Annotated in this window: 22 protein-coding genes; 7 read left to right on the forward strand and 15 right to left on the reverse strand. The window is 65.6% G+C overall.

Annotation, left to right across the window (positions count from 1 at the left end; all coding sequences use genetic code 11):
* Positions 1 to 17: 17 nt before the first annotated feature.
* The 5 genes from AC1DVR_RS03560 to AC1DVR_RS03580 form a co-directional block, all read right to left on the reverse strand.
* Positions 18 to 1178: a GNAT family N-acetyltransferase gene (locus AC1DVR_RS03560; RefSeq protein ID WP_477999146.1), complete on the reverse strand. Its 1161-nt coding sequence runs from the start codon at positions 1176 to 1178 to the stop codon at positions 18 to 20.
* Positions 1179 to 1221: 43 nt separating this feature from the next.
* Entirely contained in the window at positions 1222 to 2004 is a 783-nt protein-coding gene (locus AC1DVR_RS03565) for a glycerophosphodiester phosphodiesterase family protein (protein ID WP_477999147.1), read from the reverse strand.
* Positions 2004 to 2468: a RidA family protein gene (locus AC1DVR_RS03570; protein ID WP_477999148.1), complete on the reverse strand. Its 465-nt coding sequence runs from the start codon at positions 2466 to 2468 to the stop codon at positions 2004 to 2006. The genes AC1DVR_RS03565 and AC1DVR_RS03570 overlap by 1 nt, the downstream gene beginning before the upstream one ends.
* A 94-nt stretch (positions 2469 to 2562) precedes the next feature.
* Positions 2563 to 4050, reverse strand: coding sequence for an HlyD family type I secretion periplasmic adaptor subunit (locus AC1DVR_RS03575; RefSeq protein WP_477999149.1), 1488 nt, complete (start codon positions 4048 to 4050; stop codon positions 2563 to 2565).
* Complete coding sequence (locus AC1DVR_RS03580; RefSeq protein WP_477999150.1) at positions 4047 to 5783, reverse strand: type I secretion system permease/ATPase; 1737 nt, start codon at positions 5781 to 5783, stop codon at positions 4047 to 4049. The genes AC1DVR_RS03575 and AC1DVR_RS03580 overlap by 4 nt, the downstream gene beginning before the upstream one ends.
* Positions 5784 to 5943: 160 nt before the next feature.
* Between AC1DVR_RS03580 and AC1DVR_RS03585 the strand changes: the two genes are divergently transcribed.
* Together AC1DVR_RS03585 and AC1DVR_RS03590 are read left to right on the forward strand one after the other, a co-directional pair.
* Entirely contained in the window at positions 5944 to 6693 is a 750-nt protein-coding gene (locus AC1DVR_RS03585) for an MlaA family lipoprotein (RefSeq protein ID WP_477999151.1), read from the forward strand.
* Between the two features lie 7 nt (positions 6694 to 6700).
* Entirely contained in the window at positions 6701 to 7321 is a 621-nt protein-coding gene (locus tag AC1DVR_RS03590) for an MlaC/ttg2D family ABC transporter substrate-binding protein (RefSeq protein ID WP_477999152.1), read from the forward strand.
* Between the two features lie 88 nt (positions 7322 to 7409).
* Here the strand turns inward: AC1DVR_RS03590 and AC1DVR_RS03595 are convergent, their stop codons facing one another.
* Positions 7410 to 9593, reverse strand: coding sequence for a transglycosylase domain-containing protein (locus AC1DVR_RS03595; RefSeq protein ID WP_477999153.1), 2184 nt, complete (start codon positions 9591 to 9593; stop codon positions 7410 to 7412).
* A gap of 274 nt (positions 9594 to 9867) precedes the next feature.
* Here AC1DVR_RS03595 and AC1DVR_RS03600 point away from each other — a divergent pair, with 274 nt between their 5' ends.
* Together AC1DVR_RS03600 and AC1DVR_RS03605 are read left to right on the forward strand one after the other, a co-directional pair.
* Positions 9868 to 10206: a P-II family nitrogen regulator gene (locus AC1DVR_RS03600; protein ID WP_477999154.1), complete on the forward strand. Its 339-nt coding sequence runs from the start codon at positions 9868 to 9870 to the stop codon at positions 10204 to 10206.
* A gap of 23 nt (positions 10207 to 10229) precedes the next feature.
* Positions 10230 to 11597 carry an ammonium transporter gene (locus tag AC1DVR_RS03605; protein ID WP_477999155.1) on the forward strand — a complete coding sequence of 456 codons (1368 nt, stop codon included), beginning with the start codon at positions 10230 to 10232 and terminating at the stop codon, positions 11595 to 11597.
* Positions 11598 to 11760: 163 nt separating this feature from the next.
* Here AC1DVR_RS03605 and AC1DVR_RS03610 read toward each other — a convergent pair whose 3' ends face one another.
* From AC1DVR_RS03610 to smpB, 5 genes are all read right to left on the reverse strand, one after another.
* Positions 11761 to 13080: an acetyl-CoA hydrolase/transferase family protein gene (locus AC1DVR_RS03610; RefSeq protein WP_477999156.1), complete on the reverse strand. Its 1320-nt coding sequence runs from the start codon at positions 13078 to 13080 to the stop codon at positions 11761 to 11763.
* Between the two features lie 179 nt (positions 13081 to 13259).
* On the reverse strand, positions 13260 to 14438 hold the full coding sequence (locus AC1DVR_RS03615; protein ID WP_477999157.1) for an amino acid aminotransferase: 1179 nt from the start codon (positions 14436 to 14438) through the stop codon (positions 13260 to 13262).
* Positions 14439 to 14456: 18 nt separating this feature from the next.
* Positions 14457 to 15323 carry a 3-mercaptopyruvate sulfurtransferase gene (gene sseA, locus AC1DVR_RS03620; RefSeq protein WP_477999158.1) on the reverse strand — a complete coding sequence of 289 codons (867 nt, stop codon included), beginning with the start codon at positions 15321 to 15323 and terminating at the stop codon, positions 14457 to 14459.
* 88 nt (positions 15324 to 15411) lie between these two features.
* Positions 15412 to 16857, reverse strand: coding sequence for a methyl-accepting chemotaxis protein (locus tag AC1DVR_RS03625; protein ID WP_477999159.1), 1446 nt, complete (start codon positions 16855 to 16857; stop codon positions 15412 to 15414).
* A gap of 120 nt (positions 16858 to 16977) precedes the next feature.
* Complete coding sequence (gene smpB / locus AC1DVR_RS03630; protein ID WP_477999291.1) at positions 16978 to 17457, reverse strand: SsrA-binding protein SmpB; 480 nt, start codon at positions 17455 to 17457, stop codon at positions 16978 to 16980.
* 52 nt (positions 17458 to 17509) lie between these two features.
* On the opposite strand from smpB, the gene AC1DVR_RS03635 reads away from it, so the two are divergent.
* On the forward strand, positions 17510 to 17953 hold the full coding sequence (locus AC1DVR_RS03635) for a potassium channel family protein (RefSeq protein ID WP_477999160.1): 444 nt from the start codon (positions 17510 to 17512) through the stop codon (positions 17951 to 17953).
* A gap of 9 nt (positions 17954 to 17962) precedes the next feature.
* Here AC1DVR_RS03635 and AC1DVR_RS03640 read toward each other — a convergent pair whose 3' ends face one another.
* The gene (locus AC1DVR_RS03640; RefSeq protein ID WP_477999161.1) at positions 17963 to 19918 is read right to left on the reverse strand and encodes a lytic transglycosylase domain-containing protein; all 1956 of its coding nucleotides are present in this window, start codon (positions 19916 to 19918) and stop codon (positions 17963 to 17965) included.
* Between the two features lie 150 nt (positions 19919 to 20068).
* On the opposite strand from AC1DVR_RS03640, the gene dapA reads away from it, so the two are divergent.
* Together dapA and AC1DVR_RS03650 are read left to right on the forward strand one after the other, a co-directional pair.
* A complete protein-coding gene (dapA, locus tag AC1DVR_RS03645) occupies positions 20069 to 20941 on the forward strand; it encodes a 4-hydroxy-tetrahydrodipicolinate synthase (RefSeq protein ID WP_477999162.1) in 873 nt (290 codons plus the stop codon).
* Positions 20942 to 21017: 76 nt separating this feature from the next.
* Entirely contained in the window at positions 21018 to 21881 is an 864-nt protein-coding gene (locus AC1DVR_RS03650) for a DMT family transporter (protein WP_477999163.1), read from the forward strand.
* On the opposite strand, the gene AC1DVR_RS03655 is transcribed toward AC1DVR_RS03650, so the two are convergent.
* The 3 genes from AC1DVR_RS03655 to accD all read right to left on the reverse strand — a co-directional run bounded on the left by AC1DVR_RS03655 (position 21878) and on the right by accD (position 25726).
* The gene (locus AC1DVR_RS03655; RefSeq protein WP_477999164.1) at positions 21878 to 23446 is read right to left on the reverse strand and encodes an ArnT family glycosyltransferase; all 1569 of its coding nucleotides are present in this window, start codon (positions 23444 to 23446) and stop codon (positions 21878 to 21880) included. The two genes, AC1DVR_RS03650 and AC1DVR_RS03655, sit on opposite strands and share 4 nt — an antisense overlap.
* 115 nt (positions 23447 to 23561) lie before the next feature.
* The gene (locus AC1DVR_RS03660; protein ID WP_477999165.1) at positions 23562 to 24830 is read right to left on the reverse strand and encodes a bifunctional folylpolyglutamate synthase/dihydrofolate synthase; all 1269 of its coding nucleotides are present in this window, start codon (positions 24828 to 24830) and stop codon (positions 23562 to 23564) included.
* The gene (gene accD, locus AC1DVR_RS03665; protein ID WP_477999166.1) at positions 24827 to 25726 is read right to left on the reverse strand and encodes an acetyl-CoA carboxylase, carboxyltransferase subunit beta; all 900 of its coding nucleotides are present in this window, start codon (positions 25724 to 25726) and stop codon (positions 24827 to 24829) included. Before accD ends, AC1DVR_RS03660 begins: the two co-directional genes overlap by 4 nt.
* Positions 25727 to 25937 lie beyond the last annotated feature (211 nt).

The raw sequence follows: 25937 nt of genomic DNA on the forward strand, positions 1-25937 counted from the left end.
GTCGCATCCTTTCGATTTCAGTCTTTCTCGTCCACCTGGCCCTTGCGGAAGGGGCCATAGGCGGTCAGCGCGTCGATCTCTTCGTCCACGGCGCGGCGTTCGTGGTCCAGAAAGCGCGCCACGGCCTTGGCAAAGGCGGGATCGGCCAGCCAGTGCAGCGAATGGACCGGGGTCGGCAGATAGCCACGGGCGAGTTTGTGTTCGCCCTGAGCCCCGGCCTCGACCCGGCGCAGACCCTGCGCAATGGCCCAGTCGATTGCCTGATAATAGCAGAGTTCGAAATGCAGGCAGGAATATTCCTGCGTGCAGCCCCAGTAACGGCCATAAAGCGTATCGCGGCCGATGAAGTTGAGCGCGCCGGCCACCGGCGTTTCGCCGTCGAAGGCGAGCGCCAGCAGCACGTCTTCGCGCATCGTGTCGTGCAACTCGTGGAAGAAATCGCGGGTCAGGTAGGGACGGCCCCATTTGCGCCCGCCGGTGTCCTGATAGAAGGTCCACATCGCATCCCAATGTTCGGGGCGGATCTCCGCGCCCGTCAACAGGCGCAGCGTCAGGCCATGGCTTTGGGCCATCTCGCGCTCCTTGCGGATCATCTTGCGCTTGCGCGAGGACAGGTCGGCCAGGAAGGCAGCGAAGTCGGCGTAGCCCTTGTTTTCCCAGTGGAATTGCTGCGTCACCCGGTGCAGCGTGCCGGAATGGCCGGCCAGTTGCGCGGCCTCCGTCGCCGTGCAGAAGGTGATGTGAAGCGAGGACAGCCCGTTGTCGCGCGTAAGGCCGATTGCCGCGTCGAGCAGGAGGGGCGCCAGCGCGGGGTCGCCCAGAAAGCGCCGCCCCGTGGCGGGGGTGAAGGGCACCGCACTTTGCAGTTTGGGGTAATAGCGGCCGCCGGCATTCTCCAGAGCCTCGGCCCAGCCGTGGTCAAAGATATATTCGCCCTGCGAGTTCGACTTGACGTAAAGCGGCATGGCCGCGACCGGGGTGCCGTCTTCAAACAGCACCAGGGGGCGGGCCAGCCAGCCGGTGCCCTTGCCGGTCGAATGGCTGCGGTCCAGCGCCAAAAGGAAACGGTGCGTGGTGAAAGGGTCGCGGGGGACGCCGCCCTCGGGGTTGGCCAGACCATCCCAATCGGCAGCGCTGATCTCTGCCATCCCGTCCAGCAGGGCAATTTCGTAAGCCATGCGCCCTCCGTTTCCGATTAAAATGGCGCGCGGCGGCGTCGGGTCAAGCGGGGAAGGCCGCGGCGTAGCCTTCAAAGGTGATATTCTGCGCGACCTTGCGGGCCTCTGCCTCGGCTTCGGGCGAACGGATCGTCCAGCAGAGGACGACCGCGCCGGCAACCTGCAATTCGGCCACGCGCGGACGGCTCAGGTCGGCGGCCTCGTGGCTGATGAAGGAGGATCCGGTGCGGTCATAGTCGGGGATCGCGCGCAGGCGGTCGCAGGTTTCCGGCGCAAGCGGCGCCCAGTCCGCCCCATAGGCCGAGGTGGTCAACCCGCGCGGCAGATGCGGCGCAAGGTGGGCCATATGGGCGATGCAATGCGGGTTGAAGGACATCAGCGCCACCGGACCGGAGTAAGGCTCCAGCCCGCGGGCGGTGGCGGCCTCCAGCCGGCCATCGGTTTCCGACATGGTGAGGGTCTGATCCTTCAGCTCGATCAGCAGGGGCACCGCCCCGCCGATCAGGCCCAGCACCTGCGCCAGCGTGGGGATCGTGTCGTCGCTGTCCTTCAGCGTGATCCGGCTCAACTCGCCCGCGGTGCGGGCGTTGAGCGGGCCGGATTCGGCGGTCAGCCGGTCCAGCTCCTCGTCGTGGAAGACCATCGGCACGCCATCGGCGGACAGTTGCAGGTCGATTTCGATGCCATAGCCCGCCGCCCGTGCGGCGCGGACGGCTGCGGCGGAGTTTTCGATGCGGCGCCGGGCGCGGTCGTGCAGGGCACGGTGGGCGATGGGCGCGCGCAAGAACGCTGCGGGCAGCGGCACCGGGGGCAAAAGCAGGGACATCAGCGGATTTCGAAGATGGCTTCGATCTCGACCGCGACGCCGAAGGGCAGCGAGGCCGCCGAGACGGCCGAACGGGCGTGGCGCCCGGCATCGCCGAGGGCCGCCACCATGAAGTCGGAGGCGCCGTTGATCACCTTGGGCTGGTCGGTGAAATCGGCGGTGGAGTTCACAAAACCCACCAGTTTCACGGCCTTGACCACCCGGCCCAGATCGCCACCGCAGGCGGCTTTCAGTTGCGCCAGCAGGGCCACGGCGCAGCTTTTGGCAGCCTCGGCGCCGGCGGCCACATCGACATCCTGGCCAAGCTTGCCCAGGATCAGCGCGCCGGCGCCATCCCGGCTGATCTGGCCCGAGATATGCACGAGGTTGCCGACCTGCACGAAGGGCACATAGTTGGCCGCTGGCGCGGGCGCGTCAGGCAAGGTGATGCCCAGAGCTTTCAGACGGGTTTCGATGTCGGACATGATTCCTCCGGGAACTGCATCGGCGCAGGCTAGCCGCAGGCCGTGACAGGGTAAAGACGGGCCGCGAGGTCAAGCACCGCGCGGCCCGGTCGCCTCAATTCTCGCGGAAGGCCATCTTGGCGTAATCGGTGAAGGGTTTGAGCAGATAGGCCATCGGCGTGCGGTCGCCGGTGCCGATATAGGCCTGCACCGGCATGCCGGGCACCAGCTTGTCATCCTTCAGCTTGGCGAGTTCGCCCGCGTCCAGCGTGATCTCGGCCCGGTAGTAGCTTTGATGCGTCGCCTGATCGCTGATCGCATCGGCGGAAATCGTGGTCAGGGTGCCGTTCAGCTGCGGTGTGGTGCGGGCCGAGAAGGCGGCAAAGCTGACGCGGACCTCCTGACCCAGATGCACCTCATCGACATGGATCGTGGGGATCTGGGCGATGATGATCAGCGGGCGGTCCTGCGGGATGATGTACAAAAGCGGGTCGGCCGGGCGGATCACCGAATGCGGCGTGGTCACCGTCAGGCCCAGCACGACCCCCGACACCGGCGCGCGGATGTCGAGCCGGTTGACCTGTTCGGTCAGGGCGCGGCGGCGCTCGGCCAGTTCCAGCGTCTTGTCGCCCATGTCGCGCAGCTGGGTATTGGCATCCTCGCGCCGCGCCGACTTGATCTGCAGGATCTGCATCTGGGTTTCGGTCGCCTTGCCCTCGGCCTGGGCGAGGTTGGCCTGCAATTCGCCCCGGTTGCCGTCCAGTCGCGCCACTTCACGCTTGAGGTCCATGATGCGCGAGGATTGCGTCAGGCCCTTGTCGAGCAGGGTCTGCTGGCCGCCGATTTCGGGGGTCAACAGGGCGATCTGGTCGTCGATCGCCGACATCTGCGCCGCGATGCCGCCGCTTTGCGAGCCGATCTGGTCGAGCCGCTTCTGCAGCTGGTTGATCTGGGCGGTCTGGGTTTCCAGCCGGGCGGTGAAGAGGCGTTTTTGCCCCTCGATCTGTTCGGCCACATCGGGGCGGGTCGCGGCGAGGGCGGTCAGGTCTGCGGGGAAGACCGGGGCGGGGTTGTCGTCGCGCTCGGCCTCCAGCCGGGCCTTGCGGGCCATGGCGTCGAAAAGCTGGCCTTCGACGATGGCAAGCTCGGCCTTGACCTGGGTGCCGTCGAGCCGGATCAGCAGGTCACCGGCCTTGACGGTCTGCGCTTCCTGCACGTCGATTTCGGCGACCACGCCGCCATCGGGATGCTGGACGACCTGGCGGTTCTGTTCGACCTGAATGACGCCCGGGGCCACGACGGCGCCCGAGATCGTGGTCAGCATGCCCCAGCCGCCGAAGAAGGCGATGAGCAGCAGAACAGTGATCACGCCGGCCCAGATCGGCTTGCGCGAAGACCAGGCATTGGGGTTGGAGGCTGGCGGCGGCTTGGGCGCCGGGGGCAGCAGGTCCTTGGACAACGCCCGTCCGCGCGGGGTTTCCACCGCGCTGGGCGCGGGGTCGGTCAGGGCGGTGGCGGCTGGCGTGGCGGGCACCGCGTTCGGCTTCGGCGTGCTGTCTCCGGTGACGGCGGGGCCGGGCAGGGCCTTGGGATCCTCGTTCATGTCACACCTCCCTGGCCGGTCGATTTTGTGATTTCGGTGTGGTTCTTCACCATGTCTTTCAGCACCTGATCCCTTGGCCCGAAGGCGCGGCGCATGCCGTCTTCCAGCACCAGAAGCAGCTCGCATTCCTGAATGGCTGCGGGGCGGTGCGCCATGATCAGGATGGCGCGGCCGTTTTCCTTCATCGTGCGGATCGCCTGGTTAAGCGCCATCGAGCCTTCGTTGTCGAGGTTGGAGTTCGGCTCGTCCAGCACCAGAAGCACCGGATCGCCGTAAAGCGCCCGGGCCAGACCAATCCGCTGGATCTGCCCGCCGGAAAGCCTGCCGCCAAGCGCTTGAACGCGGGTGTCATAGCCGTCGGGCAGTTTGGTGATCATGTCGTGCGCCGCGGCCTTGCGGGCGGCCTCGACCACGGCATTGCCGTCGGGGTTGGATTGCAGACGGGCGATGTTTTCGGCAATCGTGCCGTCAAACAGGGTGATGCGCTGCGGCAGATAGCCGATGTAGCTGCCGAGCTTGTCGGGGTCATATTGGTCGATCGCGGCGCCATCCAGCCGCACCTTGCCGCCCGCAGGTTTCCAGGCGCCGATCAGCGCCCGGGCAAGGGTGGATTTGCCGGCGCCCGAGGGCCCGATGATGCCCAGGGCCTGGCCCGGCTCCAGCCGGAACGAGACCATGCGCAGCACGGCCTGGCTTTCGCCCGGCGGCACCACGGTCAGGTTCTGCGCCTCCAGCAGGGCGCGGGGGCGGGGCAGTTCGGTGTGCGGCGGTTCGGGCTGCACCTTGGACAGCAGTTCCGACAGACGCGCCCGGCCCTCCTGCGCGCGGGTCACAAGGGCCCATTGGCCGATCACCATCTCGATCGGTTGCAGGGCGCGACCCAGAAGGATCGAGCCGGTGATCATCGCCCCCGAGCCCATTTCGTTGTTCAGGACCAGATAGGCCCCGGCGCCGAGCATCGCCGATTGCAGAAACTGCCGGAAGATTTTCGAGATCGTCCCGAAGGCGCCGCCCACGTCCGAAGCTTCGATGCTTTGCTCCAGCGCGAATTTGCGGGCGATCTGCCAGCGGTCGAAGGCGGCGGAGGTCATGCCGAGCGCCTGGACCACCTCGGCCTCTTGCTTGATACCGTCCGACAGCTGCTCGCCCCGCATCGTCGCCGCATTGGCCTTTTGCAGCGGCGCCTTGGTCATCCACTGGTTCATCAGCGTGATGACCACCAGAATGACGCCACCCGCCACCGACATCCAACCAAGGATCGGGTGGAAGATGAAGATGGCGGCGAGGAACATCGGCGCCCAGGGAATGTCGAAGAGCGCGATCAGCACGGGCGAGGCCCAGAGCCGCTGCACCGCCTCAAGGTCGCGCTGGGCGGCGACGGCCAGGGGGTCGCCGGGGATCTGGCCCATCCGCTTCATCGCGGCCGAGAAGACCCGGCGGTCGAGCCTTTCCTGCATCCGGGCGCCGATCCGCGCCATGATCCGCCCGCGCGAGTAATCGAGGATGCCCATGCAGAGGTACAGCACCGTCATCAGGGCCGAGAGCGCCCAGAGCGTCGGCTCCGACCTGCTGCCCAGCACCCGGTCATAAACCTGAAGCATGTAAAGAGGCCCGGTCAGCATCAGCAAGTTGACGAAGACCGAAAAGAAAAAAGCAGCGAACAACAAACCGCGCATATCCCGCCGGGAGGCATCGAGCTCGTCCCGGCCGCGCTTGAACTCAATCTGCGCCATAAGGTGGCTCCCGTGTCAATTTCCAGGCTAGGCGGGAAAATTCTTGAACCGCAAGGCGTTCCCGCTTGCCCGTTGTCTTGCCTTGCTGCGCAGCATATGGCTTGAAGCAGAAAAGTAAACGTAGTGCTGACAGCCAGAGATCGGCCAAATTTCCAATATGATGAAACATATCCTCCCCCTCCGCGCGTTCGGCCCCCTGCGGGTATGCGCTTTGACCGCACTTGTTGGGCTTTCCGCCTGCGGTCCGGCGCCGTCGCCGCAGGGAATCAATGATCCCTATGAAGCGCAGAACCGGAAAGTTCACGGTGTGAACCTGGTTCTTGACAAGAATGTGATTCGTCCGCTGGCCACCGGGGCCAGCAAGATCATTCCCAAACCGGTGTCGCGCGGGCTGAGCAACTTTGCCAGCAACCTCGGCCTGCCGGGCGAGGTCGCCAATGACATCCTCCAGCTGCGGCTGGATCGCGCCGGGCGCAACACCTGGCGCTTTGTGATCAACACCACGGTGGGGATCGGCGGCATCCTTGACCCGGCGACCGCCTTTGGCGCCGCCGAAAAGCCCACCGACTTCGGCGAGACGCTGCATGTCTGGGGTCTGGCCGAGGGCAATTACATCGAGTTGCCCTTCTATGGCCCCTCGACCGAGCGGGACACTTTGGGCAAGATCGTCGACCTGGGTCTGGACCCGGTGCGCATCCTGATTCCGAAAGACAAGGGCTGGATCGTTTCCGGCGCGAAGATCGTATCAAGAATTGATGAACGCGGCCGCTATTCCGATACGGTCGATTCGATCCTATATGACAGTGCGGATGGTTACGCTCAGGCCCGGTTGTTCTATCTGGAAAACCGGCGTCACAATCTGGGCCAGACCACCGCTGACAGCGAGTTTGAGGACCCCTATGCCCAGTAAGTTCGAAATGAGCAAAACCAACAGCCCGTCACAGCACCTGACCCGCCGGGCCTTTGGCGCCGGGCTGGTGGCCGGTACGGGTTTTCTGGCCTTCGCACTGCCCGTGCGGGCGCTGACGGTTGATCAGGCCAGCGCCCTGATCAACAAGGCCGTCGGCGAAGTGAACGCCACCATCAACTCCGGCAAGTCCGAGCAGGCGATGTATGGCGATTTCGCCCGGATCTTTGCGACCTATGCCGATGTGGCGACCATCGCCCGTTCGGCCCTGGGGCCGGCCTCCAAATCGGCCTCCGCGGCGCAGATGGCGGCCTTCACCACCGCCTATCAGGGCTATATCAGCCGCAAATACGGCCGCCGCTTCCGCGAGTTCATCGGCGGCAAGATCGAAGTCACCGATGCCCGGCCCTACAAGAGCTATTACGAGGTCATCTCGACTGCCACGCTGAAAGGCCAGGCGCCTTTCGATCTGCGCTGGTGGGTGGGTGACAAGTCGGGCCGTCAGCTGTTCTTCAACATCATCATCGAGGGTGTGAACATGCTGGCCTCGGAACGCACCGAAGTGGGCGCCATGCTCGACAAGAACGGCGGCAGTGTCGACAAGCTGACCGCCGAGCTGACCAAGACCTGAGATTTCAGGACATTGCATGAAGAAAGGGGGGCTTTTGCCCCCCTTTTGCTTGCCACCGTTTTGCTTGCCACCGTCTTGCTTGCGCGTCTCAGTTCCCGCCGCCCAGAAGATCCTGCAGGATCGCCCGGATCGGGTCGTTGTTCTGCCTTTGCCGCTGCTGCTGTTGCACCTGCAGATCGCCCGGCTGCGGCGGCAGGGGCACGGGCTGCTGCGCCGGTTGCGGCGGCAGCTTGGGTTCTGGCACGATCAGCGGCAGTTCGGTGATCGGCAGGCCGTCCTCGACCCGGGTCATCACCTCATGCCAGATCTCGGCCGGCAGGCCACCGCCGGTGACGCCTTTGAGCGGGGTGTTGTTGTCATAGCCCATCCAGACGCCGGCGACATAATCGGCGGTGAAGCCGATGAACCAGGCATCCCGCGCCTCAGACGTGGTGCCGGTCTTGCCCGCGACCGGACGTGCCCCCAGCGCCGCACGCCCGCCGGTGCCGGCCTGGATGACTTGCGTCATCATCCAGGTCAGCTCCTTGGCTGCCGTGTCCGAGATCACCCTTTGCCCGATGCCGCCGCCCTGTCCGATCAGGGGTTCGGCCTCGTCCTTCAACCGCAGCTCGCGCAGGCCGTAGGGCGCCACCGAGGAGCCGCCGTTCAGGATGCCGGCATAGGCGCCGGTCATCTCCAGGAGCGTGGCCTCCGAGGCGCCAAGCGCCAGGGCAGGGCCCTGCGCCAGGTCAGAGTGGACGCCGAAGCCCTGGGCGATGGTGCGCACCTCGTCCAGGCCGATCGCCTGGGCGATCTTGACCGCCGGCACGTTGCGGCTTTCGCGCATGGCCTGGGCAATGGTGATGATGCCCTTGAATTCGTGGTCGTAATTGTCCGGCGTCCAGGGGCCGGAGCCCTTGATGTTGATGGTCAGCGGGCTGTCATCGACATAGTCCATCGGGCTCCACCCCTTGTTCAGGGCGGCGGCATAGACGAAGGGTTTGAAGCTGGAGCCGGTCTGGCGCAGCGCCTGGGTGGCGCGGTTGAACGAGCCCGCCTGCGGCAGATTGCGCCCGCCGACCATGGCGCGCACGGCACCGTCCGCACTCATCACCACGATGGCAGCCTGCGCGTTCGAGCCGTCCTTGAGCTTGCTGGTGAAGACGGCTGTCAGCGCATCCTCCGCCGCCTTTTGCAGGCGCGGGTCGAGCGTGGTCTTGATCACCACATCCTCGGTGGTGTTCTTGCCCAGATAGGCCGGCGTGCTTTCCATGACCCAATCGGCGAAGGCCCCGCCGGCGTTCTGTGCCGCAGCGCCCGAAAGCTCGGCCGGATGGGCCAAAGCATCCGCCGCCTCGGCCTTGGTGAGGTAGCCCTGGTCATACATCAGCCCGATGATCACCGCCGCCCGGTCCTGCGCGCGTTGCAGGTTGGCGGTGGGGGCATATTTCGACGGCGCCTTCAGCAGGCCCGCCAACATCGCCGCTTCCGAGGGCGTCAGGTTCGCCGCCGACTTGCCGAAATAGCGCTGCGAGGCCGCTTCGAAGCCACGGGTGCCCGCGCCGAGATAGGCGCGGTTGAAGTAGATCGTCAGGATCTCGTCCTTGGTGTACTTGGCCTCCATTGCGATGGCATAGGGCACTTCCTTGATCTTGCGGGTCAGACCGCCCGACCGGCAGTCATCCTCGTAATCGCTTTCGGTCTTCCAGATCGCCGGATCATAGGAGACGCCGAGGCAGAGCAGCTTGGCCGTCTGCTGGGTGATGGTCGAGCCGCCGTTGCCTTCAAACGCCCCGCGGCCGGCGCGCAGGTTGATCGCCACGGCCGAGATGATGCCGCGCGGGCTGACGCCGAAGTGGTAGTAGAACCGCTTGTCCTCGGTCGCGATCACCGCGTGGAGGAGGTTGGGCGACACGGTCTTCGGCGTCACCTGGCCGCCAAAGGTCTCGCCGCGCCAGGCAAAGACCTGGTCATTGGCATCCAGCATGGTCACCGAGCCGCGCGCCCGCCCGTCGATCAGGGCCGAGACCGGCGGCAGCTGGACGTAGAAATACAGCACCGTGCAGCCGACCAGCATCGCGCCGATGGCAAAGAGCCGCCAGAAGATGCCCCAGATCAGGTGCCAGACCCACAGCACGACGCGCGTGATGAACCCGTGCCGCCGGACCGGACGGCGCGGCGCCGGGGGTCTTGCGGCCGGCTTTGACGGCGGTTGCGTCGGCGGCTTGCCGCCCGCGCTTTTCGTGTAGCGCTTTTCCGCGACCAGTTGCCGCCCCTTGCCCGATGGTGCCATCCCGCCCTCTTCACTGCCTGGAACCGGGCTTGGCGCCCGCTTTTGTTGACCCGCAGAATAGCCCGCATTTTCCGAAATGTGGAGAAGCCCCGGCCGCCGATTCGAGTGTATAAGAGCCTAAATTTTGTGCGTGAGCGGCATTGAGGATTAAAAATTACGCGTTTATCGCGATGCGCCCGGTTTTTGAGCCGCTTGAAACTTGTGCTGCGCCCGCGAAGTCCGCGTCATGGCGCGAAGGGCCGAGAAGGTCCGCTCTAAGGGAAAGGGGTGCGACGTGAAGCTCATCATTGCGGCTATCAAGCCGTTCAAGCTTGAGGAAGTACGCGAGGCGCTGACACTGATCGGCGTGCGCGGGATGATGGTGACCGAGATCAAGGGCTTCGGCCTGCAGTCTGGTCATACGGAAATCTATCGCGGTGCCGAATATGCCGTGAACTTCGTGCCGAAGATGCGGCTGGAGATCGTCGTGGCCGACAGCCTGGCTGACCAGGTGCTCGATACGATCACCAAGACCGCGCGAACCGGCAAGATCGGTGACGGCAAGATCTTTGTGCTCGACGTGAGCCAGGCCGTGCGGGTGCGCACCGGCGAAACCAATGACGATGCGCTGTAAGCGTCTGGGTAGGGGAAGAACTGATGAAGAACGTGCTTAAGACAACCGGCCTTGCGGCCCTGACGCTGGGGGTGGCCGCTGCACTGCCCGCCTTCGCGCAGGACGTGGCCGCCACGGCAACCGATGCGACCGCTGCCGCAACTGCCGCTGCTGCCCCCATCATGGACAAGGGCGACGTGTCCTGGATGATGACCTCCTCGGCGCTGGTTCTGTTCATGACCATCCCGGGCCTCGCGCTGTTCTACGGTGGCCTTGTGCGCTCCAAGAACATGCTGTCGATCCTGATGCAGACCACGATGATCGCCTGCATGGTCATGGTGATGTGGGTGGTCTACGGCTACTCGGTCACCTTCGGCGGCGGCACCTCGCCTTTCTGGGGCGGGTTTGCCAAGCTGTTCCTGAAGGGGGTTGACGCCTCCAGCATGTCGGCGACCTTCTCGGCCGGCTATGTGATCCCGGAATATGTCTTCATCTGCTTCCAGATGACCTTTGCCGCCATCACCCCCGGCCTGATCATCGGCGCCTGGGCCGAGCGTGTGAAGTTCAAGGCCGTGCTCCTGTTCATGTTCCTCTGGACCACCTTCTCCTACTTCCCGATCGCCCACATGGTCTGGGACGCCAGCGGCCTGTTGTTCAAGATGGGCGCCATCGACTTCGCCGGCGGCACCGTGGTGCACATCAACGCCGGGATCGCGGCCTTCGTCGGCTGCCTGGTGATCGGCAAGCGCGTCGGCTACGGCAAGGAAAACATGGCACCGCACTCGATGGTCATGACCATGATCGGCGCCTCGATGCTGTGGTTCGGCTGGTTCGGTTTCAACGTCGGCTCCAACCTGGAAGCCAATGGCGGTGCCGGTCTCGCGATGATCAACACCTTCATCGCCACCGCAGCGGCGGCTCTGGCCTGGTCTGCGGTTGAAGCGATGCAGCGCGGCAAAGCCTCGATGCTGGGTGCGGCCTCGGGCATGGTGGCTGGCCTCGTCGCCATCACCCCGGCTTGCGGCACGATCGGCCCGATGGGCGCCATCATCCTCGGCATCGTGGTTGCGGTGGTCTGCTACTACTTCGTCACCGTGGTGAAGAACGTCTTCAAATACGACGACAGCCTGGACGTCTTCGGCGTGCACTGCGTCGGCGGGATCATCGGCGCCATGGGCACCGGCGTTCTGTCGGCTGGCTGGCTCGGCGGCGTGAAGGACGACACCTACTCGATCGCCGCCCAGTCGATGATCCAGTTCCAGGCCGTCGTCATCACCCTGATCTGGTCCGGCGTCGTGGCTTACGTCTGCTACAAGATCGCCGACGTGATCTTCGGTCTGCGCGTCGAGGCTGATGTCGAGCGTGAAGGTCTGGACCAGGCCTCGCATGGCGAAACCGCCTACCACGCCTGAGACAGGTCTTTCTGAACAAACGTGGCCGGGGCCGCTCCTCCCAATAGCCCCGGCAAACTTGAACGGCTCGCAGGTCCTCCCCCTGCGAGCCGTTTTTCTATCCGCCAGGACCGGGCGCCAGGCTGGCCGGTAGGATGGGCAATCTGCCCATCTTCCCAAAGGGTCAGAAAAACCCGCGCGGCAGGATGCGCTGGTGATAGGCGTCGCGCTCCAGCTCTTCCTGAAAATCCGGATGCGCGATCGAGATCAGAAGCTTGGCCCGCTCCGCCACGGTGCGGCCCTTCAGGTTCACGATGCCGAATTCGGTCACCACATACATCATGTCGGTGCGCGGCGTGGTCACGATATTGCCCCGGGTCAGCGCCGGCACGATCCGGCTCCGCCGTTCGCCCTTCTTGTCATAGGTCGAGGCCAGGCAGATGAAGCTCTTGCCGCCCTTGCTCGCATAGGCGCCGCGCACGAACTGCAGCTGCCCGCCAGTGCCCGAGATATGGCGGAACCCATCCGATTCCGAGGCCGCCTGACCCTGCAGGTCGATCTGCGTCGTGTTGTTGATCGCGGCCACATTGTCGTTCTGCATGATGACATGGGGCAGGTTGGTGTGGTCGACCGGGTGAAACTCCACCTCGGGGTTGTGGTCGATGAAGTCGTAAAGATACTGCGACCCCAGCGCGAAGGTGCAGACCATCTTGCCCGGATCGATCTGCTTTTTCCGCCCGGTGATCCGCCCGGCCCGGTACAGATCGACAATGCCGTCGGTCATCATCTCGGTATGGATGCCCAGGTCGGTGATGTTGCTTTCCGCCAGCAGGCTGCACACCGCATTGGGCATGCCGCCGATGCCGATCTGCAGGCAGGCGCCGTCCTCGATCTCGGTCGCGATCAGCCGGGCCACGGCGCGGTCCACCTCGCTGACCGCGCCCTTGGGCAGTTCGGGCATCGCCTGCCCGTCGCCCGGGATCACGAAATCCACCTCCGAGCGGTGCACCTTGGTGCCCGGGCCCATCACATGGGGCATCGCGGCGCATTCCTCGACGATCACCACCCTGGCCCGTTCGACCAGCGCCCGCAGCCACAGGGTGGCCGGGCCGAAGTTGAAATTGCCCTCGGCGTCCATCGGGGTGGTCTTGAGGATGGCAATATCCACCGGGTCGATGAACCGGCGGTAATAATCCGGGATCTCGCCCAGATTGACCGGCAGGTAATGCGAGATGCCGTCGTCATGCTTCTTGCGGTCATAGCCGCCGAAATGGGTCGAGGCCCAGAAGACATGGTCGCCCTTCGGGTCGGCCTCCAGCACGGCGCGGGCGCGGGGGGCGATGCAGGACCGGATGCGGATCCCCGACAGCGCCCCGATCCGCTTGCCAAGCGCCGCGTCAAAGGCATCCGGCTGACCCAGAACCGCCCCGTAATCCAGCCACATCCCCGGCTGCACCAAAGCCGCAGCCGCCTCTGCCGAAATCCGCTCGGCCAATCTTGCCATCCTGAACCCTCCCCGGTTGCCGGTGCCATTTCGCACCCTGCAATTGGCATTAAATCATGGGATTTGCCGGGGGAATAGCAGGGATGCGCCGCTCTGCCGCGCTGAATTGACGCGTCTGCCCAAGCAAAAGGGCAGGGGATTGCGCCCCCGCCCTTTGCTTTGGTCCGGTTCCCGGTGGGTCAGCCGCCGACCGCCGCGATGGCTGCCGCAAGGATCGGCACCGTGCGGGCGTTGAGGCCTGCGATGTTGATCCGGCTGTCGCCCACCATGTAGACGCCATGCTTTTCGCGCAGCTCATTGACCTGCGCCTCGCTGAGACCAATGCGGCTGAACATCCCCCGGTGATGCGCGATGAAGTCATAGCGGTCCGAATTGGTGGCACGCCGCAGCTCCTCGGCCAGTTGGGTGCGCAAGGACAGCATGTTCAGGCGCACCTCCTCCAGTTCCGCCTTCCAGTCGGCGGTCAGGGCGGCATCTTCGAGGATCATCGTCACCAGACGCGCGCCATGGTCCGGCGGGAAGGAGAAGTTCTGCCGGTTCAGGAAATTCAGATTGCCCTGCACCACGGCCTTGCGGCCCGGCTCGGTCAGCGCGATCAGGATGCCGGTGCGTTCGCGGTAAATGCCGAAATTCTTCGAGCAGGAGGCGGCGATCAGCACCTCGGGGAAGCGGGCGGCGATCATCCGGGTCGCAGCCGCATCTTCTTCCAGCCCGTCGCCAAAGCCCTGATAGGCCAGGTCGATGAAGGGGATGGCGCCGCGCGCGGTCAGGATATCGGCCACTTCGGCCCATTGCGCGGCCGACAGGTTGGCGCCGGTCGGGTTGTGGCAGCAGCCATGCAGCAGAACGACATCGCCCTTGGCGACCTGGGCGAGGTCGGCCTTCAGCCCGTCAAAGTCGATGCCGCGGGTGGCCGCGTCGAAATAGCGGTACTCGGCCATTTTCATGCCAAGGTACTTGATGATCGACGGGTGGTTCGGCCAGGTCGGGTTCGACAGCCAGACCTTGGCCTCGGGCGAAGCGAGCTTGATCAGTTCCAGCGCCTGGCGGATCGCCCCGGTGCCGCCGGGGGTGGCGATGGAAGCCGCGCGATCGGCAAAGCCCGCGCCCAGGATCATCGTCACCATGGCGGCATTATAGGCCGGCTCGCCCGCAAGGCCGGTGTAGGTCTTGGTCGTCTCGACCTCCCACAGTTTCTTCTCGGCGGCCTTGACGGCGCGCATCACCGGGGTCAGGCCGGTGGCATCCTTGTAGACGCCGACGCCAAGGTCGATCTTGGCGCTGCGCGGGTCGTCGCGGTACATCGCGATCAGTTGCAGGATCTTGTCCTGCGGCTGCTGGTTCAGGGTTTCGAGCATGTTTTCTCCTTCCCCGGCCTAGCGCGCGGGGCCTTTCTCGACGGCGAGGTCTTCATACATGCCCCACTCGGCCCAGGAGCCGTCGTAGAGCGCATGGTTGCGGTGGCCGATCCGCTCCAGCGCGAGCGAGAGGATCGCGGCGGTGACGCCAGAGCCGCAGGTGGTGATGATCGGCTTGGACAGATCCACCCCGGCCTCTTTAAAAATCGCGGTAAGCTCCGGAACGGATTTCATCGTGCCCTCGCCGGTCAGGAGGGTGGTATAGGGCACATTGCGGGCGCCGGGGATATGGCCAGCGCGCAGGCCAGGGCGCGGTTCGGGCACCTCGCCGGCAAAGCGGGCGGCCGAACGGGCATCGACGATCACCGCCTCGCCCAGCTTGGCGGAATGGGCGACTTGCGTCACATCCTTGACCAGATGGTTCTGGCGGCTGATCGTCATGTGGCGGTCCTTGACGACCGGGGCCATGTCTTCGATTTCATGCCCCTCGGCGCGCCATTTCGGCAGGCCGCCGTCCAGCACGGCGATGTCGGTCTTTCCCATCAACCGGAAGGTCCACCAGACCCGCGCCGCCGAAAACAGGCCCGAACCGTCATAGACCACCACCTGATGCCCATCACCCACGCCCATGGCCCGCATCCGGGCGATGAACTTTTCGGGCGGCGGCGCCATATGCGGCAATGAGGAGCGTTGGTCGCTGATCTCTTCGATGTCGAAGAACCGCGCGCCGGGGATATGGGCGGCCTCGTATTCGGCTTTGGCGTTGCGCCCGGAGTCGGGCAGATACCACGAGGCATCCAGCAGCCGCAGGTCGGGGTCCCGCAGATGGGCCGCAAGCCAGGCGGTGGACACAAGGGTCTTGGGGTCGTCAACGGGCGAGGTCATCAAACGCTCCTAGGTCGGGAACGTCCTTGGACCTAAACCCGAGCGGCCTGCGAGGCAAGTTCGTTATGGGAACTTGCCCCCCCTCATTTCAGGCCGCAGCGTCATTTCTGCTCGTGGCCCAGACCTTGCGTTTTTCGCGGACCCGGAACTGGCCCACCGCCTCGGCGACACGACCGGCCTCGTCCTCCATGCTGTGGGCGGCGGCGTTGCTTTCCTCGACCATGGCGGCGTTGCGCTGGGTCGTCTCGCTCATCTCGGCGATGGCGGAGTTGATCTGCTTGAGGTTGGAGCTTTGCGCCGCACTCGATTCGGTGATCTTTTCGGCCACGGAGCTGGTTTGGGTGACTTGCGCCATGATCGCCGTCAGCGCCTTGCCGACGTCATTGACCATCCGCACCCCGTTCGACACCTGGCTGACGCTGTTCTTGATCAGCCCCTTGATCTGTTCGGCCGCCTCGGCCGAGCTTTGCGCCAGCGACCGCACTTCGTTGGCGACGACGGCAAAGCCGCGCCCGTGCTCGCCGACCCGGGCCGCCTCGACCCCGGCGTTCAGGGCCAGGAGGTTGGTCTGGAAGGCGATGTCGTCGATGATGCCGATGATCTTGGCAATCTCGCCAGAGCCCTTCTCGATCTTGTCCATCGCGACGATTGCCTCTTGCACCACATCGCCGCCGCCCTTGGCCGCACTATGGGTGCGGTTGACCGAATTGCTCAGCTCCGCCATGGCCTGTGTGGTCGCGGTGATGGCCCCGGTCAATTCATCCATCGCGGCGGCGCTTTCCTCCAGGCTGGCGGCCTGTTGTTCAGAGCGGCGGGCGAGGTCATCGGAAGCGGCGCGGATCTCGGTCGCGGTGGAGGCGATCTGGCCGGAGCCTTCCAGGATGCTGCCGAAGGTTTCGCAAAGCCGGCCGAGGGCGGCGCGGAAATCCTTTTCGATCTGGGCGTAATCCTGCGGCAGGGCGGGCAGGGTCGTGGTCAGGTCGCCATGCGAAACATCCGCCAGCGCCTTGCCGATAGCGTTGATCACATCGCGGCGTTTTTCCTGTTCGACCTCGAAATAGCGGGTGATGGCAAGGTCCATGTCCAGCATGGCCACCTTGACCAGGGTGCTGACCATCCGGGCCTTGGCCTTGCGGCGCGGCGACAGCCCGGCCATGCCTTCGGTCAGGATGCCGGTGACCACATGTTCCAGGATATTGGCATAGCCGCCGATGTACCACTGCGGTTCCAGCCCGATCTTGGCATGGACATCGCCGATCGATTTGGAGGCGGCGAAGTAGCTGTCCGTCACCCCGTTGTTGAAAATGCGCTGCCAGTGGTTGGCCTGCGCCTTGTGGGCGCGGTCCATCGCGGCCTTGTTGGCAAAGAACTTCGCGGTTTCCGGCGTCGCCGCGACATTTTCGTAGAACTTGTCCAGCGCGGCATCCCCGTATTTCTCCACCGCACTGGCAATGGCCGCGAAGTCACTGTCCTGAGGATTGATCCGGTAGAAACTGAGCCGCTGCGCCAGCGGAGAACGGGAATTATCGGTCACGATGGCAAAATCCTGATGAGGGTTGCGGAAGGGATTCGCGGTCCGCCTTCGATTAAAGGCCAAAACCGTAAGCAAATCCCTTACGCGACAGGAATTACCCGCAGGGCGTGTGGCGCGGGCTTACCCGCGGGCCCCGTGTTTCATGATTCGCGCCTTCTGGCGTTCCCAATCGCGCTTGGCCGAGGTCTCGCGCTTGTCGGCGAGCTTCTTGCCCTTGGCGACACCCAGCTTCAGCTTCACAAAACCGCGGTCATCGAAATAGAGCCGCAAGGGGACGATCGTCATGCCCTCGCGCCCGACAGCCTGCGAAAGCCGCGACAATTCCTTGCGCGAAACCAACAGTTTGCGGCGCCGACGCTCCTCGTGGCCGAAGGTCTTGGCGGGCAGATAGGGGGCGATATAGCCGTTGATCAGCCACAGCTCGCCTCCCTCGACCGAAGCATAGCTTTCGGCGATATTGGAGCCACCCTGACGCAGGGACTTGACCTCGGAGCCCATGAGCATGATCCCCGCCTCCAGATCGGATTCGATATGGTAGTCGAACCGGGCCCGCCGGTTTTCCGCGATGAGTTTGGAGTTTGGATCAGATTTTTCGGCCATGATCCTGTGGAGATAGGCGAGCGGGGCGGCATAGTCCAGAAGCGGAGAGAAGATGTTCATTCAGATCGCGGTCGGAACCGGGTTGCTTCTGGCCAATATCATCCTGTCCGCCGTGGCGGCCATGGTGCTGGAGGTGGTCTTCGCCCGCCTTCACCACTGGCTTCTGCGCGAGCCGCACCGCCCCAAGCTGGTGGTACTGGTGGCGGGCGTCTCGCTTTGGGTGCTGGGGGTGATCACGGCGGGGACCTGGATCTGGGCGCTGGCCTATGCGCATCTGGGCGTCTTCCCCGATCTGGAACAGGCGGTCTATTTCTCGCTGGTGGCCTATACGACGCTGGGCCTGGGCGATGTGGTGCCGGGGCCGGAGTGGCGGCTGCTGGCAGGGATGGAGGCGGCGAACGGGTTCCTGAACTTTGGCCTGCTGACCGCGCTGTTGATCGAGGCGTTCCGGCAGGTCCGCCTCAACCAGGTGGAGCAGAAGCGCCGCGGGGCCTGACCCGGCGTCTCAGCGTCCGGTCAGTTCGGCGGTGATGTTGACCGGCCCGGCCACCCCGCGCAGCTTCGCACGGTAGATCACCACGCCTTCGGCCACCCGCATCACATAGGTGCGGGTTTCGGCGAAGGGGATGGTTTCGACCCAATCGACCGCGTCCGTTTCGGTCAGGCGGGGGTCGCCGAAGGTCCCGATCCAGGAGGTGGGGCGGCTCGGTCCGGCATTGTAACCCGAGGCGATCAGCGCGACGGCAGGGCCGAATTTATCCACCATTTCCTTGAGATAGGCCGCCCCCAGCGTCGCATTATACACCGGGTCCGAGGCGAGGCGGACCGCCGAAAAGGCCAGGCCCTGGTCCTTTGCCACCTTGGCCGCCGTGCTGGGCAACAGCTGCATCAGGCCAAGCGCACCGGCGGAACTGCGCGCCTCGGGGTCGAACTCGCTTTCGCGGCGCGCGATGGCCAGGGCCAGCGCCCGGCTGACCGACAGCTTGTCGGGCACCATGTCGGGTACCGGGAAATAGGGCGCGGGCAGGATCACGCCGCGTTCGGCCGCCTGTTTGGCGATCAGCACCGCCGACCGGTATTGCCCGGCCTTGAGCGCCATATCCGCCAGGGCGGCAAGCTCTTGATTGGACAGGCCTTCGCCCAGATGCAGCAGGAAGCGCGACGACATCTGCTCGCGTCCCGCCGCAGCCAGCCGCAGGGCAGCTTCAAGTACCGAGGACCGCGCGAAGCTGGCGGATTTCCAGCTGCCCGGCGGCACCGCGTTGGACAGGAGCGCGGGGTCCAGCTTCAACCCCAGCTTTTCCGCCGCCAGCATGCCGTAGTAAGAGGTCTGGAACCGCGCCGCCTGGGTGTAAGAGCTCTGCGCCTTGGCCGTGTCGCCCGCGGCCTCATGGGCGCGCGCCATCCAGTACAGCGCACGGGCCTGGCTGATCGGCGTCGTGGCCCCCATCAGCCGACCGAAATGCTTCAGCGCCCGGGCCGGGTCGTTCATCTTGCGCAGGGCGATGAAGCCCGACAGGAACTCCAGATCCGCGGCATCGGCGGCGTCGGTCAGCTGGTGGCTTGCGGCGACCTTGTAGGCCGTCTTCACATCGCCGTTGCGCATCAGGTACCGGGCGAGGCTGGCGCGCCGGTCCGCCCAGGCGTCGGGGTCGCCCAGCCGCGCGGCCGAGGTCGAGCGGTCGAGGATCAGCGTGGCGGCATCGGCGTAGTTGTCATGCCGCATCCGGTAGAGAAACCGCTCGTAAGCCAGGCCGGCGTCGTCCTTCAGCGGGGCGGGGACTGCGGCGACCAGGGCGTTGACCCCGTCCTTGTCACCGCGCAGCGCCATGCGCGCCTGCGCCAGCGCGGCCCAGGATTTCGAGACGAGGGGCAGCATCCGCTGCGCCTCGACCATGCGGGTGCCGTCCCAGAGGATGCGGTCCAGCCGAACCTCATGCGCGACTTTCAGATCGGCGGCGTAAAGGCCCATGATCTGGGTCTGCTGGTCGGCGGTGAATTTCAGCTCGGTCCAGGCGCGGGTCGCCTCGGCCACGGCATCGCCATGGCGGCCCGAGGCCTCCAGCGCGCGCAGCAGGGCCAGGGCGCCGGTCGCGGATTTGGGTTGGTCGGGACCGAAGTAAGCAAGGATGCGCGCCGGGTCTTCGGCCCGCGCCACGGCCGTCTCGCCCGCAGCCTTCAGAAGGGGCATGCCGGGCCAATCGGGGTGGCGGCGCAGAAAATCTTCGTAATCGCCCAAAAGCCCGTCGCCCGCCCGCAAGCGCTGCCATTCGATCAGATCGGCGCCGGATTGGCCCGCCGACATGGCGGCGGCCTTGGCACCTTCCCAATCCTGCTTGTCGGCAAGCGTCTCCGCCGCCTGCAAGGCGTTGATTTCCTTGGACTCATAGGCTGCAGCCGGAAGTGCGGCCAGCCCAACCACAAAGACTGCGGCGCGCAGGTAGTGCTGAATTCGGGTCATGGCCCAAGTTTGCCGGAAGTGTCGGCCAGTCACAACCGGATTTCCCGTGATCGGTGCCCCGCCGCCCATGCTTGGCAAACCCTTTCATCAAGTTTAGGAAGAGCGCCGCAGATTCCGGGCGATTCAGCCCCCAACCGAGGAGACGTTGCCATGTTCAAAGGGTCATTCCCTGCTCTGGTCACGCCGTTCAAAAACGGCGCGCTGGATCTGGTGGCGCTCAAGAAACTCGTGGAATGGCATATCGAACAGGGCTCGCATGGGCTGGTTCCGGTCGGCACCACGGGCGAAAGCCCCACCGTGTCCCATGACGAGCATCGCCTGGTCATCGAAGAGGTGATCCGCGTCGCCGCCGGCCGCATTCCGGTGATCGCCGGGGCCGGGTCCAACAGCACCGCCGAGGCGATTGGTCTGGTGCAGTTTGCCGAAGCCGCCGGGGCCGATGCCGCCCTTGTGGTGACGCCCTACTACAACCGCCCGACGCAAGCCGGCCTCATCGCGCATTTCACAGCACTGCATGATGCCAGCAACCTGCCGATCTTCATCTACAACATCCCGGCGCGTTCGGTGGTGGACATGCTTCCGGCCACGATGGCGGAACTGGCCAAGCTGCCGCGGATCGTGGGGGTGAAGGACGCCACCGCCAACCTCGCCCGCCCATCGCAGCAGCGCGCGGCTTGTGGTGCGGACTTCATCCAGCTTTCGGGCGAGGATGCGACGGCGCTGGGCTTCAACGCTCATGGCGGCGTCGGCTGCATCTCGGTCACGGCGAACGTGGCACCCAAGCTCTGCGCCGAATTCCAGCTCGCCACGCTGGCGGGCGATTACGCCAAGGCGCTGGAGTATCAGGACCGTCTGATGCCGCTGCACGAAGCGATCTTCATCGAGCCGGGTCTGGTCGGCGCGAAATACGGCCTGTCGCTTCTGGGCCTGTGCGAGGAAGAAGTGCGCCTGCCCTTGGTTGGTCTGACCGATGGCACCAAGGCCCGCATCAAGGCCGCGATGCAGTTCGCAGGCATCCTCTGACCTTTTGGGCGGGGGCAACCCCGCCCAGATTCCCCAAAGCCCCGCGCGCCTGAGCCGCCCGGATCAGGAGGCCTTGATGGCATCGGACAATCTGCGCGGCAGTCTCTGGATGATGGCCTCGATGGCCGGTTTTGCCCTTGAGGACGGGTTTCTCAAAGGCGCCGCAGGGGCGATGCCCTTGGGCCAAGTCGTGCTGATCGAGGGGTTGGTTGGCGTCCTCTGGTTCTCGCTGATGTCCGCCCGGGCCGGGGCGCCGCCGCTGCCCGCGGCCGTCCTGTCGCGGACCATGGCGCTGCGGTCGGGGTTCGAGCTGGTCGGGCGGCTGTTCTACGCATTGGCCATTGCGCTGACACCGCTTTCCACCGCCTCGGCGATCCTGCAGGCGACGCCGCTGGTCGTGGTGCTCGGCGCGGCGCTGATCTTCAGGGAGAGGGTCGGGCTCATGCGCTGGGCCCTGATCGGCATCGGCTTTCTGGCGGTCCTGTTGATCCTGCGGCCGGGGCTGGAGGGGTTTTCCCTGCTCAGCCTTTTGGCGCTCGCCGGCATGTTCGGCTTTGCCGGGCGCGATCTGGCGACCCGCGCCGCGCCGCCCGCGCTGTCCAATGCGCAGCTGGGCGTGGCGGGCTTTGCCGTCCTCGCCCTGTCGGGCGTGATCATCCTTTCGGTGACGGGGGGCGTGACCCTGCCTGCCGCGCCGGCCCTGACGCTGGTGGCCGGGGCCACCGTCTTTGGCATCGCGGGCTATGCCGCCCTGACGCAGGCGATGCGCACCGGCGAGGTCTCCGCCGTCACCCCGTTCCGCTACACGCGGCTGGTCTTCGCGCTGGGTGTCGGGGTGCTGGCCTTCGGCGAAAGGCCGGATGCGCAGACGCTGATCGGCTCGGCCCTCATCGTGGCGTGCGGCGTGGCCTTGCTGACCCGACGCCGCGCGCCGATCTAGGGCTTGAGATAAACCGCCAGATCCACCTTGTGCCCGGTGCCAAGGTCCAGCCCGGTGACCGCGCCGATCTGCGCCAATCCGGCGATGGGCGTGGCTGCCGGTACGGCCACGACGTGGCAGCCGGGGCTGGCGAGGGTGGCCGCAATATCCTCGACCGATTGGAACTGAACCCGATTGTCGGTCAGGAAGACCAAGGAGGGTTCGGCAAAGCCCGCAACCGCAAAGCCGCAATCGGGGTGCTGTGCCGCCAAAGCCGCCAGCGGTCTCGCCGGCCACAAGGGGGCCATCCCGGCCAGCGTCGGATAAAGCGCGGTGTTGAGCGCGAGCCCCCCCAGCGCGAGGGCCGCAGCCAGCCGGACCGGATCGCCCAGCCGCGCGGCCAGCAGGATCGCCACAAGGGCTACCAGAACCAGAGCTGAGGCCACCCAGAACCCCCAGGGCATCGCCTCGCCCAAAAGCCCCGCCTGCCAGACCAGCGCCGCGAGCAGGACCAGCGGCAGTAGCCCGGGCAGCGCCTGCACCCAAAGCACCCGGCGCGCCCGGTTCTGCCAGGCATAGCCCAGCAGCAAGGCCAGTGCGGGATAGGTCGGCAGGGTGTAATGCACCAGCTTGGTGGCCGTCAGCTCGAAGACCACCCAGGTCGGCACCAGCCAGACCAGCGCAAAGGTCACCAGATCGTCGCGCCGCCCGCGCCAGATCGCCGGGATCGCCGCCAGCAAGGGCATCGCCCCCGGCCAGAAGGTCAGCCAGACCGCCGCAAGGTAGGACCCGGGCGGCGCGCCATGGTTCTCCTTCCCGCTCGCCAGCTTTTCAAACATGTCGCGGCCGAGAGAGGCGCTCCAGAAGGTGCCGTGGCTGACATAGGAAATCGCCACGAACCACGGTGCCGCCAGCAGGATCAGCAGCGCCAGCCCGGGCAGGGGCCTCAGGCTGCGGATCAGGCCCAGATCGCGGCGGATCAGGCAATAGCCGGCCAGGGTGAAGCCAATCACCATCGGCCCGATCGGCCCCTTGACCAGAACCGAGGCCGCTAGCGCCGCCCAGAACCCCATGGCCAGCGCAAAGCTCAAGCGGCCCTCGCGGATGCCGCGCGCCAGCACATATTGCCCAGCCACCACCGTGGCCAGAAGCGTCGCATCCGTCTTGGCCAGATGCGCCTCGGCCCCCAGCATCAACGAGGCCGCCAGCGCCAGCGCCGCAAGAAAAGCCGCCTCTGGCCGCAAGTAGAGGCGCGCGATGCCATGGGTCAGCCCGACCGCTGCTACCGCGGCCAGAAGGCTCACCAGCCGGTAGGCCCAGATCTGTTCCGTGTGCCCGACGATGGAGGTCACAGCCGCCTGCAGCCAGTAAATCCCGACCGGCTTCTTGTACCGCGGCGCATCGGCAAAGCGGATGTCGACGAAATCGCCCGAGGCCAGCATCTGCCGCGAGGCTTGCGAGAACAGAACCTCGTCGCGGTCCAAAGGTGGCAGGGTGAAGAACCCCGGCAGGTCCAGCACGACCATGACCAGCAGCGCCAGCCACATCCCGCGCCCCGCCGTCACCTGCCTATGAACCCAAACCATCGGCCGCCCCACCCCGTTGTGCGCATTTTACAAACCCGCAACGCCGGAACCCTTGCCGGGGGTTGGGGGGTCTGGGGGGGGCCATCCCCCCCCCAGCCGGAGCCGCCGCGCGCCCTCAGCCGTTTTCCCGCAGCACCGACCCGGCCAGATAAAGCGAGCCGCAGATCAGCACCCGCGCCGTGGGGTCCTTGGCCGCGATCGTGGCCAGCGCTTCGGCCACCGAGGCGGCGACCTCGGCCTTGATGCCGGAGGAGATCGCCGCATCGCGGGTCACTTCGGCGGGCAGGGTGTTTTTCTCGCCGGGGATCGACACGGCGTAAAGCAGGGTCGTCTGACCGGCCATGGGCACCATATAGCCGCGCACGTCCTTGGTGTTGAGCATGCCGCAGATCAGGTAAGTCGGACGCGGCGCCATCCGCGCCAGGGTCGCGGCCACCGCCAACCCGCCCGCAGGATTATGCCCGCCGTCGAGCCACAGCTCGACCCCCGGCGCGCTGTCGACCAAGGGCCCCTTGCGCAGGCGCTGCATCCGGGCCGGCCAGAAGGCCTTGGTCACCGCTGCTTCGCATTCCGCCGCCGAACGCCCCAGATAGCGCAGCGCCGTCAACGCCGCCCCGGCATTCTGAATCTGGTGCGGCCCGGGCAGGTTGGGCAAGGGCAGGTCCAACAGACCCGTCTCGTCCTGATAGACCAGACGGCCATGTTCCTCATGGACATGCCAATGCTGACCAAAGGCCAAGACCGGCGCACCCAGCTTGCGGGCCCGCGCCTCGATCACCGCCAGCCCGTCATCATCCTGCGGCCCGATGATCACCGGCACGCCACGCTTGATGATGCCCGCCTTTTCGAAGGCGATCTCGCCCAGCGTCTCGCCCAGATACTGCTGATGGTCGATCGACACCGGGGTGATGATCGTCAAGGCCGGCTTGTCGACCACGTTGGTCGCATCGAGCCGCCCGCCAAGGCCAACCTCCAGCAGGGTAAAATCCGCAGGTGTGCGCGCAAAGGCCAGCAAGGCCGCGCAGGTGGTGATCTCAAAAAAGGTGATCTCGTCAGCACCGTTCTTCTGGACGCATTCGTCCAGAAGCGCACTCAGCGCCGGTTCCGTGATGATCTCGCCCGCCAGCCGGATCCGCTCGTGAAACCAGGCCAGGTGGGGCGAGGTATAGGCATGGGCGGTCAGGCCCGCGGCCTCCAGCCCGGCGCGGATCATCGCCTGGGTCGAACCCTTGCCGTTGGTTCCCGCCACATGGATCACCGGCGGCAGGCTGCGCTCGGGGTTGCCCAGGGCGGCCAGCAGGCGATGCACGCGGTCCAGGGTCAAATCAATGACCTTGGGGTGAAAGGTCATCATCCGGTCAAGGATCACGTCCGAACTGGTCATTTTGCCGCGGCCGCCTCCGGTGCGGGCAGATCGCCCTTCACGGCAGGGGGCAGGCCCAGAAGCATGCGCAGGATGGTGGCGAGCTCGTCGCGCAGCGCCTTGCGGTGCGTCACGCGGTCCAGCATGCCGTGGTCCAGAAGGTATTCGGCGCGCTGGAAGCCTTCGGGCAGCTTCTCGCGGATGGTCTGCTCAATGACGCGGGGGCCGGCAAAGCAGATCAGCGCGTTGGGCTCGGCAATCTGCACATCGCCCAGCATCGCATAAGAGGCGGTCACGCCGCCCGTGGTCGGATGGGTGAGGACGACGATATAGGGCAGCCGCGCCTCGCGCATCATCTGCACGGCGACCGTGGTCCTCGGCATCTGCATCAGGGACAGGATCCCCTCCTGCATCCGCGCGCCACCGGCGGCGGCGAACACGATCAACGGCCGCTTGTGTTTGACCGCCGCCTGCGCGCCGGCAATCATCGCATTGCCGACATACATTCCCATCGAGCCCGCCATGAAGGCAAAGTCCTGGGCGATGGCGACGACCGGCGTGCGCAGAATCTCGCCTTCGGCCACCAGCATCGCCTCTTTTTCGCCCGTGGCTTTCTGCGCGGCCTTCAGACGGTCGGGGTATTTCTTCTGATCGCGGAAATGCAGCGGGTCCACGACCGGCTCGGGCACCTTCACCTCGGTGAAAATTCCGCCATCAAACAGCGCCTTGAACCGATCCCGCGGCGTGATCGCCATATGGTGGTCGCAATTGGTGCAAACGTTCAGATTGTCGGCCAATTCACGGTGAAACAGCATGGTCCCGCACTCGGGGCACTTGGTCCACAAATTGTCGGGCGTTTCCCGTCGGGAAAACAGCGAGTTGATTTTCGGACGGACGTAGTTGGAGATCCAGTTCATCGGCTGGCCTTTCGGTCGCTCATTTCCCGCCCGAGATAGTCCGCGGCGGGCCGAAATGCAATCACTGCCCGTTCAGGTGAGGCCGGCGGCCAGGCCAAGGTCCGGCGTTTCGACCTAGGTCCCGTCCGAGGTGGTATAATGTAGGGTCAAACGGCCGCCCGGTTTCACCAGGGCTGCAGGGTGCCACAGAAATGCGCGGTCACGGCGCGGC

It is taken from the genome of Rhodobacter sp. P2_H5, from assembly GCF_056403335.1.

Excerpts from the sequence above, each read along its gene's own strand:
- AC1DVR_RS03560 (WP_477999146.1), bottom strand. The coding sequence starts at position 1,178 with ATGGCTTACGAAATTGCCCTGCTGGACGGGATGGCAGAGATCAGCGCT.
- AC1DVR_RS03565 (WP_477999147.1), bottom strand. The coding sequence starts at position 2,004 with ATGTCCCTGCTTTTGCCCCCGGTGCCGCTGCCCGCAGCGTTCTTGCGC.
- AC1DVR_RS03570 (WP_477999148.1), bottom strand. The coding sequence starts at position 2,468 with ATGTCCGACATCGAAACCCGTCTGAAAGCTCTGGGCATCACCTTGCCT.
- AC1DVR_RS03575 (WP_477999149.1), bottom strand. The coding sequence starts at position 4,050 with ATGAACGAGGATCCCAAGGCCCTGCCCGGCCCCGCCGTCACCGGAGAC.
- AC1DVR_RS03580 (WP_477999150.1), bottom strand. The coding sequence starts at position 5,783 with ATGGCGCAGATTGAGTTCAAGCGCGGCCGGGACGAGCTCGATGCCTCC.
- AC1DVR_RS03585 (WP_477999151.1), top strand. The coding sequence starts at position 5,944 with ATGAAACATATCCTCCCCCTCCGCGCGTTCGGCCCCCTGCGGGTATGC.
- AC1DVR_RS03590 (WP_477999152.1), top strand. The coding sequence starts at position 6,701 with ATGAGCAAAACCAACAGCCCGTCACAGCACCTGACCCGCCGGGCCTTT.
- AC1DVR_RS03595 (WP_477999153.1), bottom strand. The coding sequence starts at position 9,593 with ATGGCACCATCGGGCAAGGGGCGGCAACTGGTCGCGGAAAAGCGCTAC.
- AC1DVR_RS03605 (WP_477999155.1), top strand. The coding sequence starts at position 10,230 with ATGAAGAACGTGCTTAAGACAACCGGCCTTGCGGCCCTGACGCTGGGG.
- AC1DVR_RS03610 (WP_477999156.1), bottom strand. The coding sequence starts at position 13,080 with ATGGCAAGATTGGCCGAGCGGATTTCGGCAGAGGCGGCTGCGGCTTTG.
- AC1DVR_RS03615 (WP_477999157.1), bottom strand. The coding sequence starts at position 14,438 with ATGCTCGAAACCCTGAACCAGCAGCCGCAGGACAAGATCCTGCAACTG.
- sseA (WP_477999158.1), bottom strand. The coding sequence starts at position 15,323 with ATGACCTCGCCCGTTGACGACCCCAAGACCCTTGTGTCCACCGCCTGG.
- smpB (WP_477999291.1), bottom strand. The coding sequence starts at position 17,457 with ATGGCCGAAAAATCTGATCCAAACTCCAAACTCATCGCGGAAAACCGG.
- AC1DVR_RS03635 (WP_477999160.1), top strand. The coding sequence starts at position 17,510 with ATGTTCATTCAGATCGCGGTCGGAACCGGGTTGCTTCTGGCCAATATC.
- AC1DVR_RS03640 (WP_477999161.1), bottom strand. The coding sequence starts at position 19,918 with ATGACCCGAATTCAGCACTACCTGCGCGCCGCAGTCTTTGTGGTTGGG.
- dapA (WP_477999162.1), top strand. The coding sequence starts at position 20,069 with ATGTTCAAAGGGTCATTCCCTGCTCTGGTCACGCCGTTCAAAAACGGC.
- AC1DVR_RS03650 (WP_477999163.1), top strand. The coding sequence starts at position 21,018 with ATGGCATCGGACAATCTGCGCGGCAGTCTCTGGATGATGGCCTCGATG.
- AC1DVR_RS03655 (WP_477999164.1), bottom strand. The coding sequence starts at position 23,446 with ATGGTTTGGGTTCATAGGCAGGTGACGGCGGGGCGCGGGATGTGGCTG.
- AC1DVR_RS03660 (WP_477999165.1), bottom strand. The coding sequence starts at position 24,830 with ATGACCAGTTCGGACGTGATCCTTGACCGGATGATGACCTTTCACCCC.
- accD (WP_477999166.1), bottom strand. The coding sequence starts at position 25,726 with ATGAACTGGATCTCCAACTACGTCCGTCCGAAAATCAACTCGCTGTTT.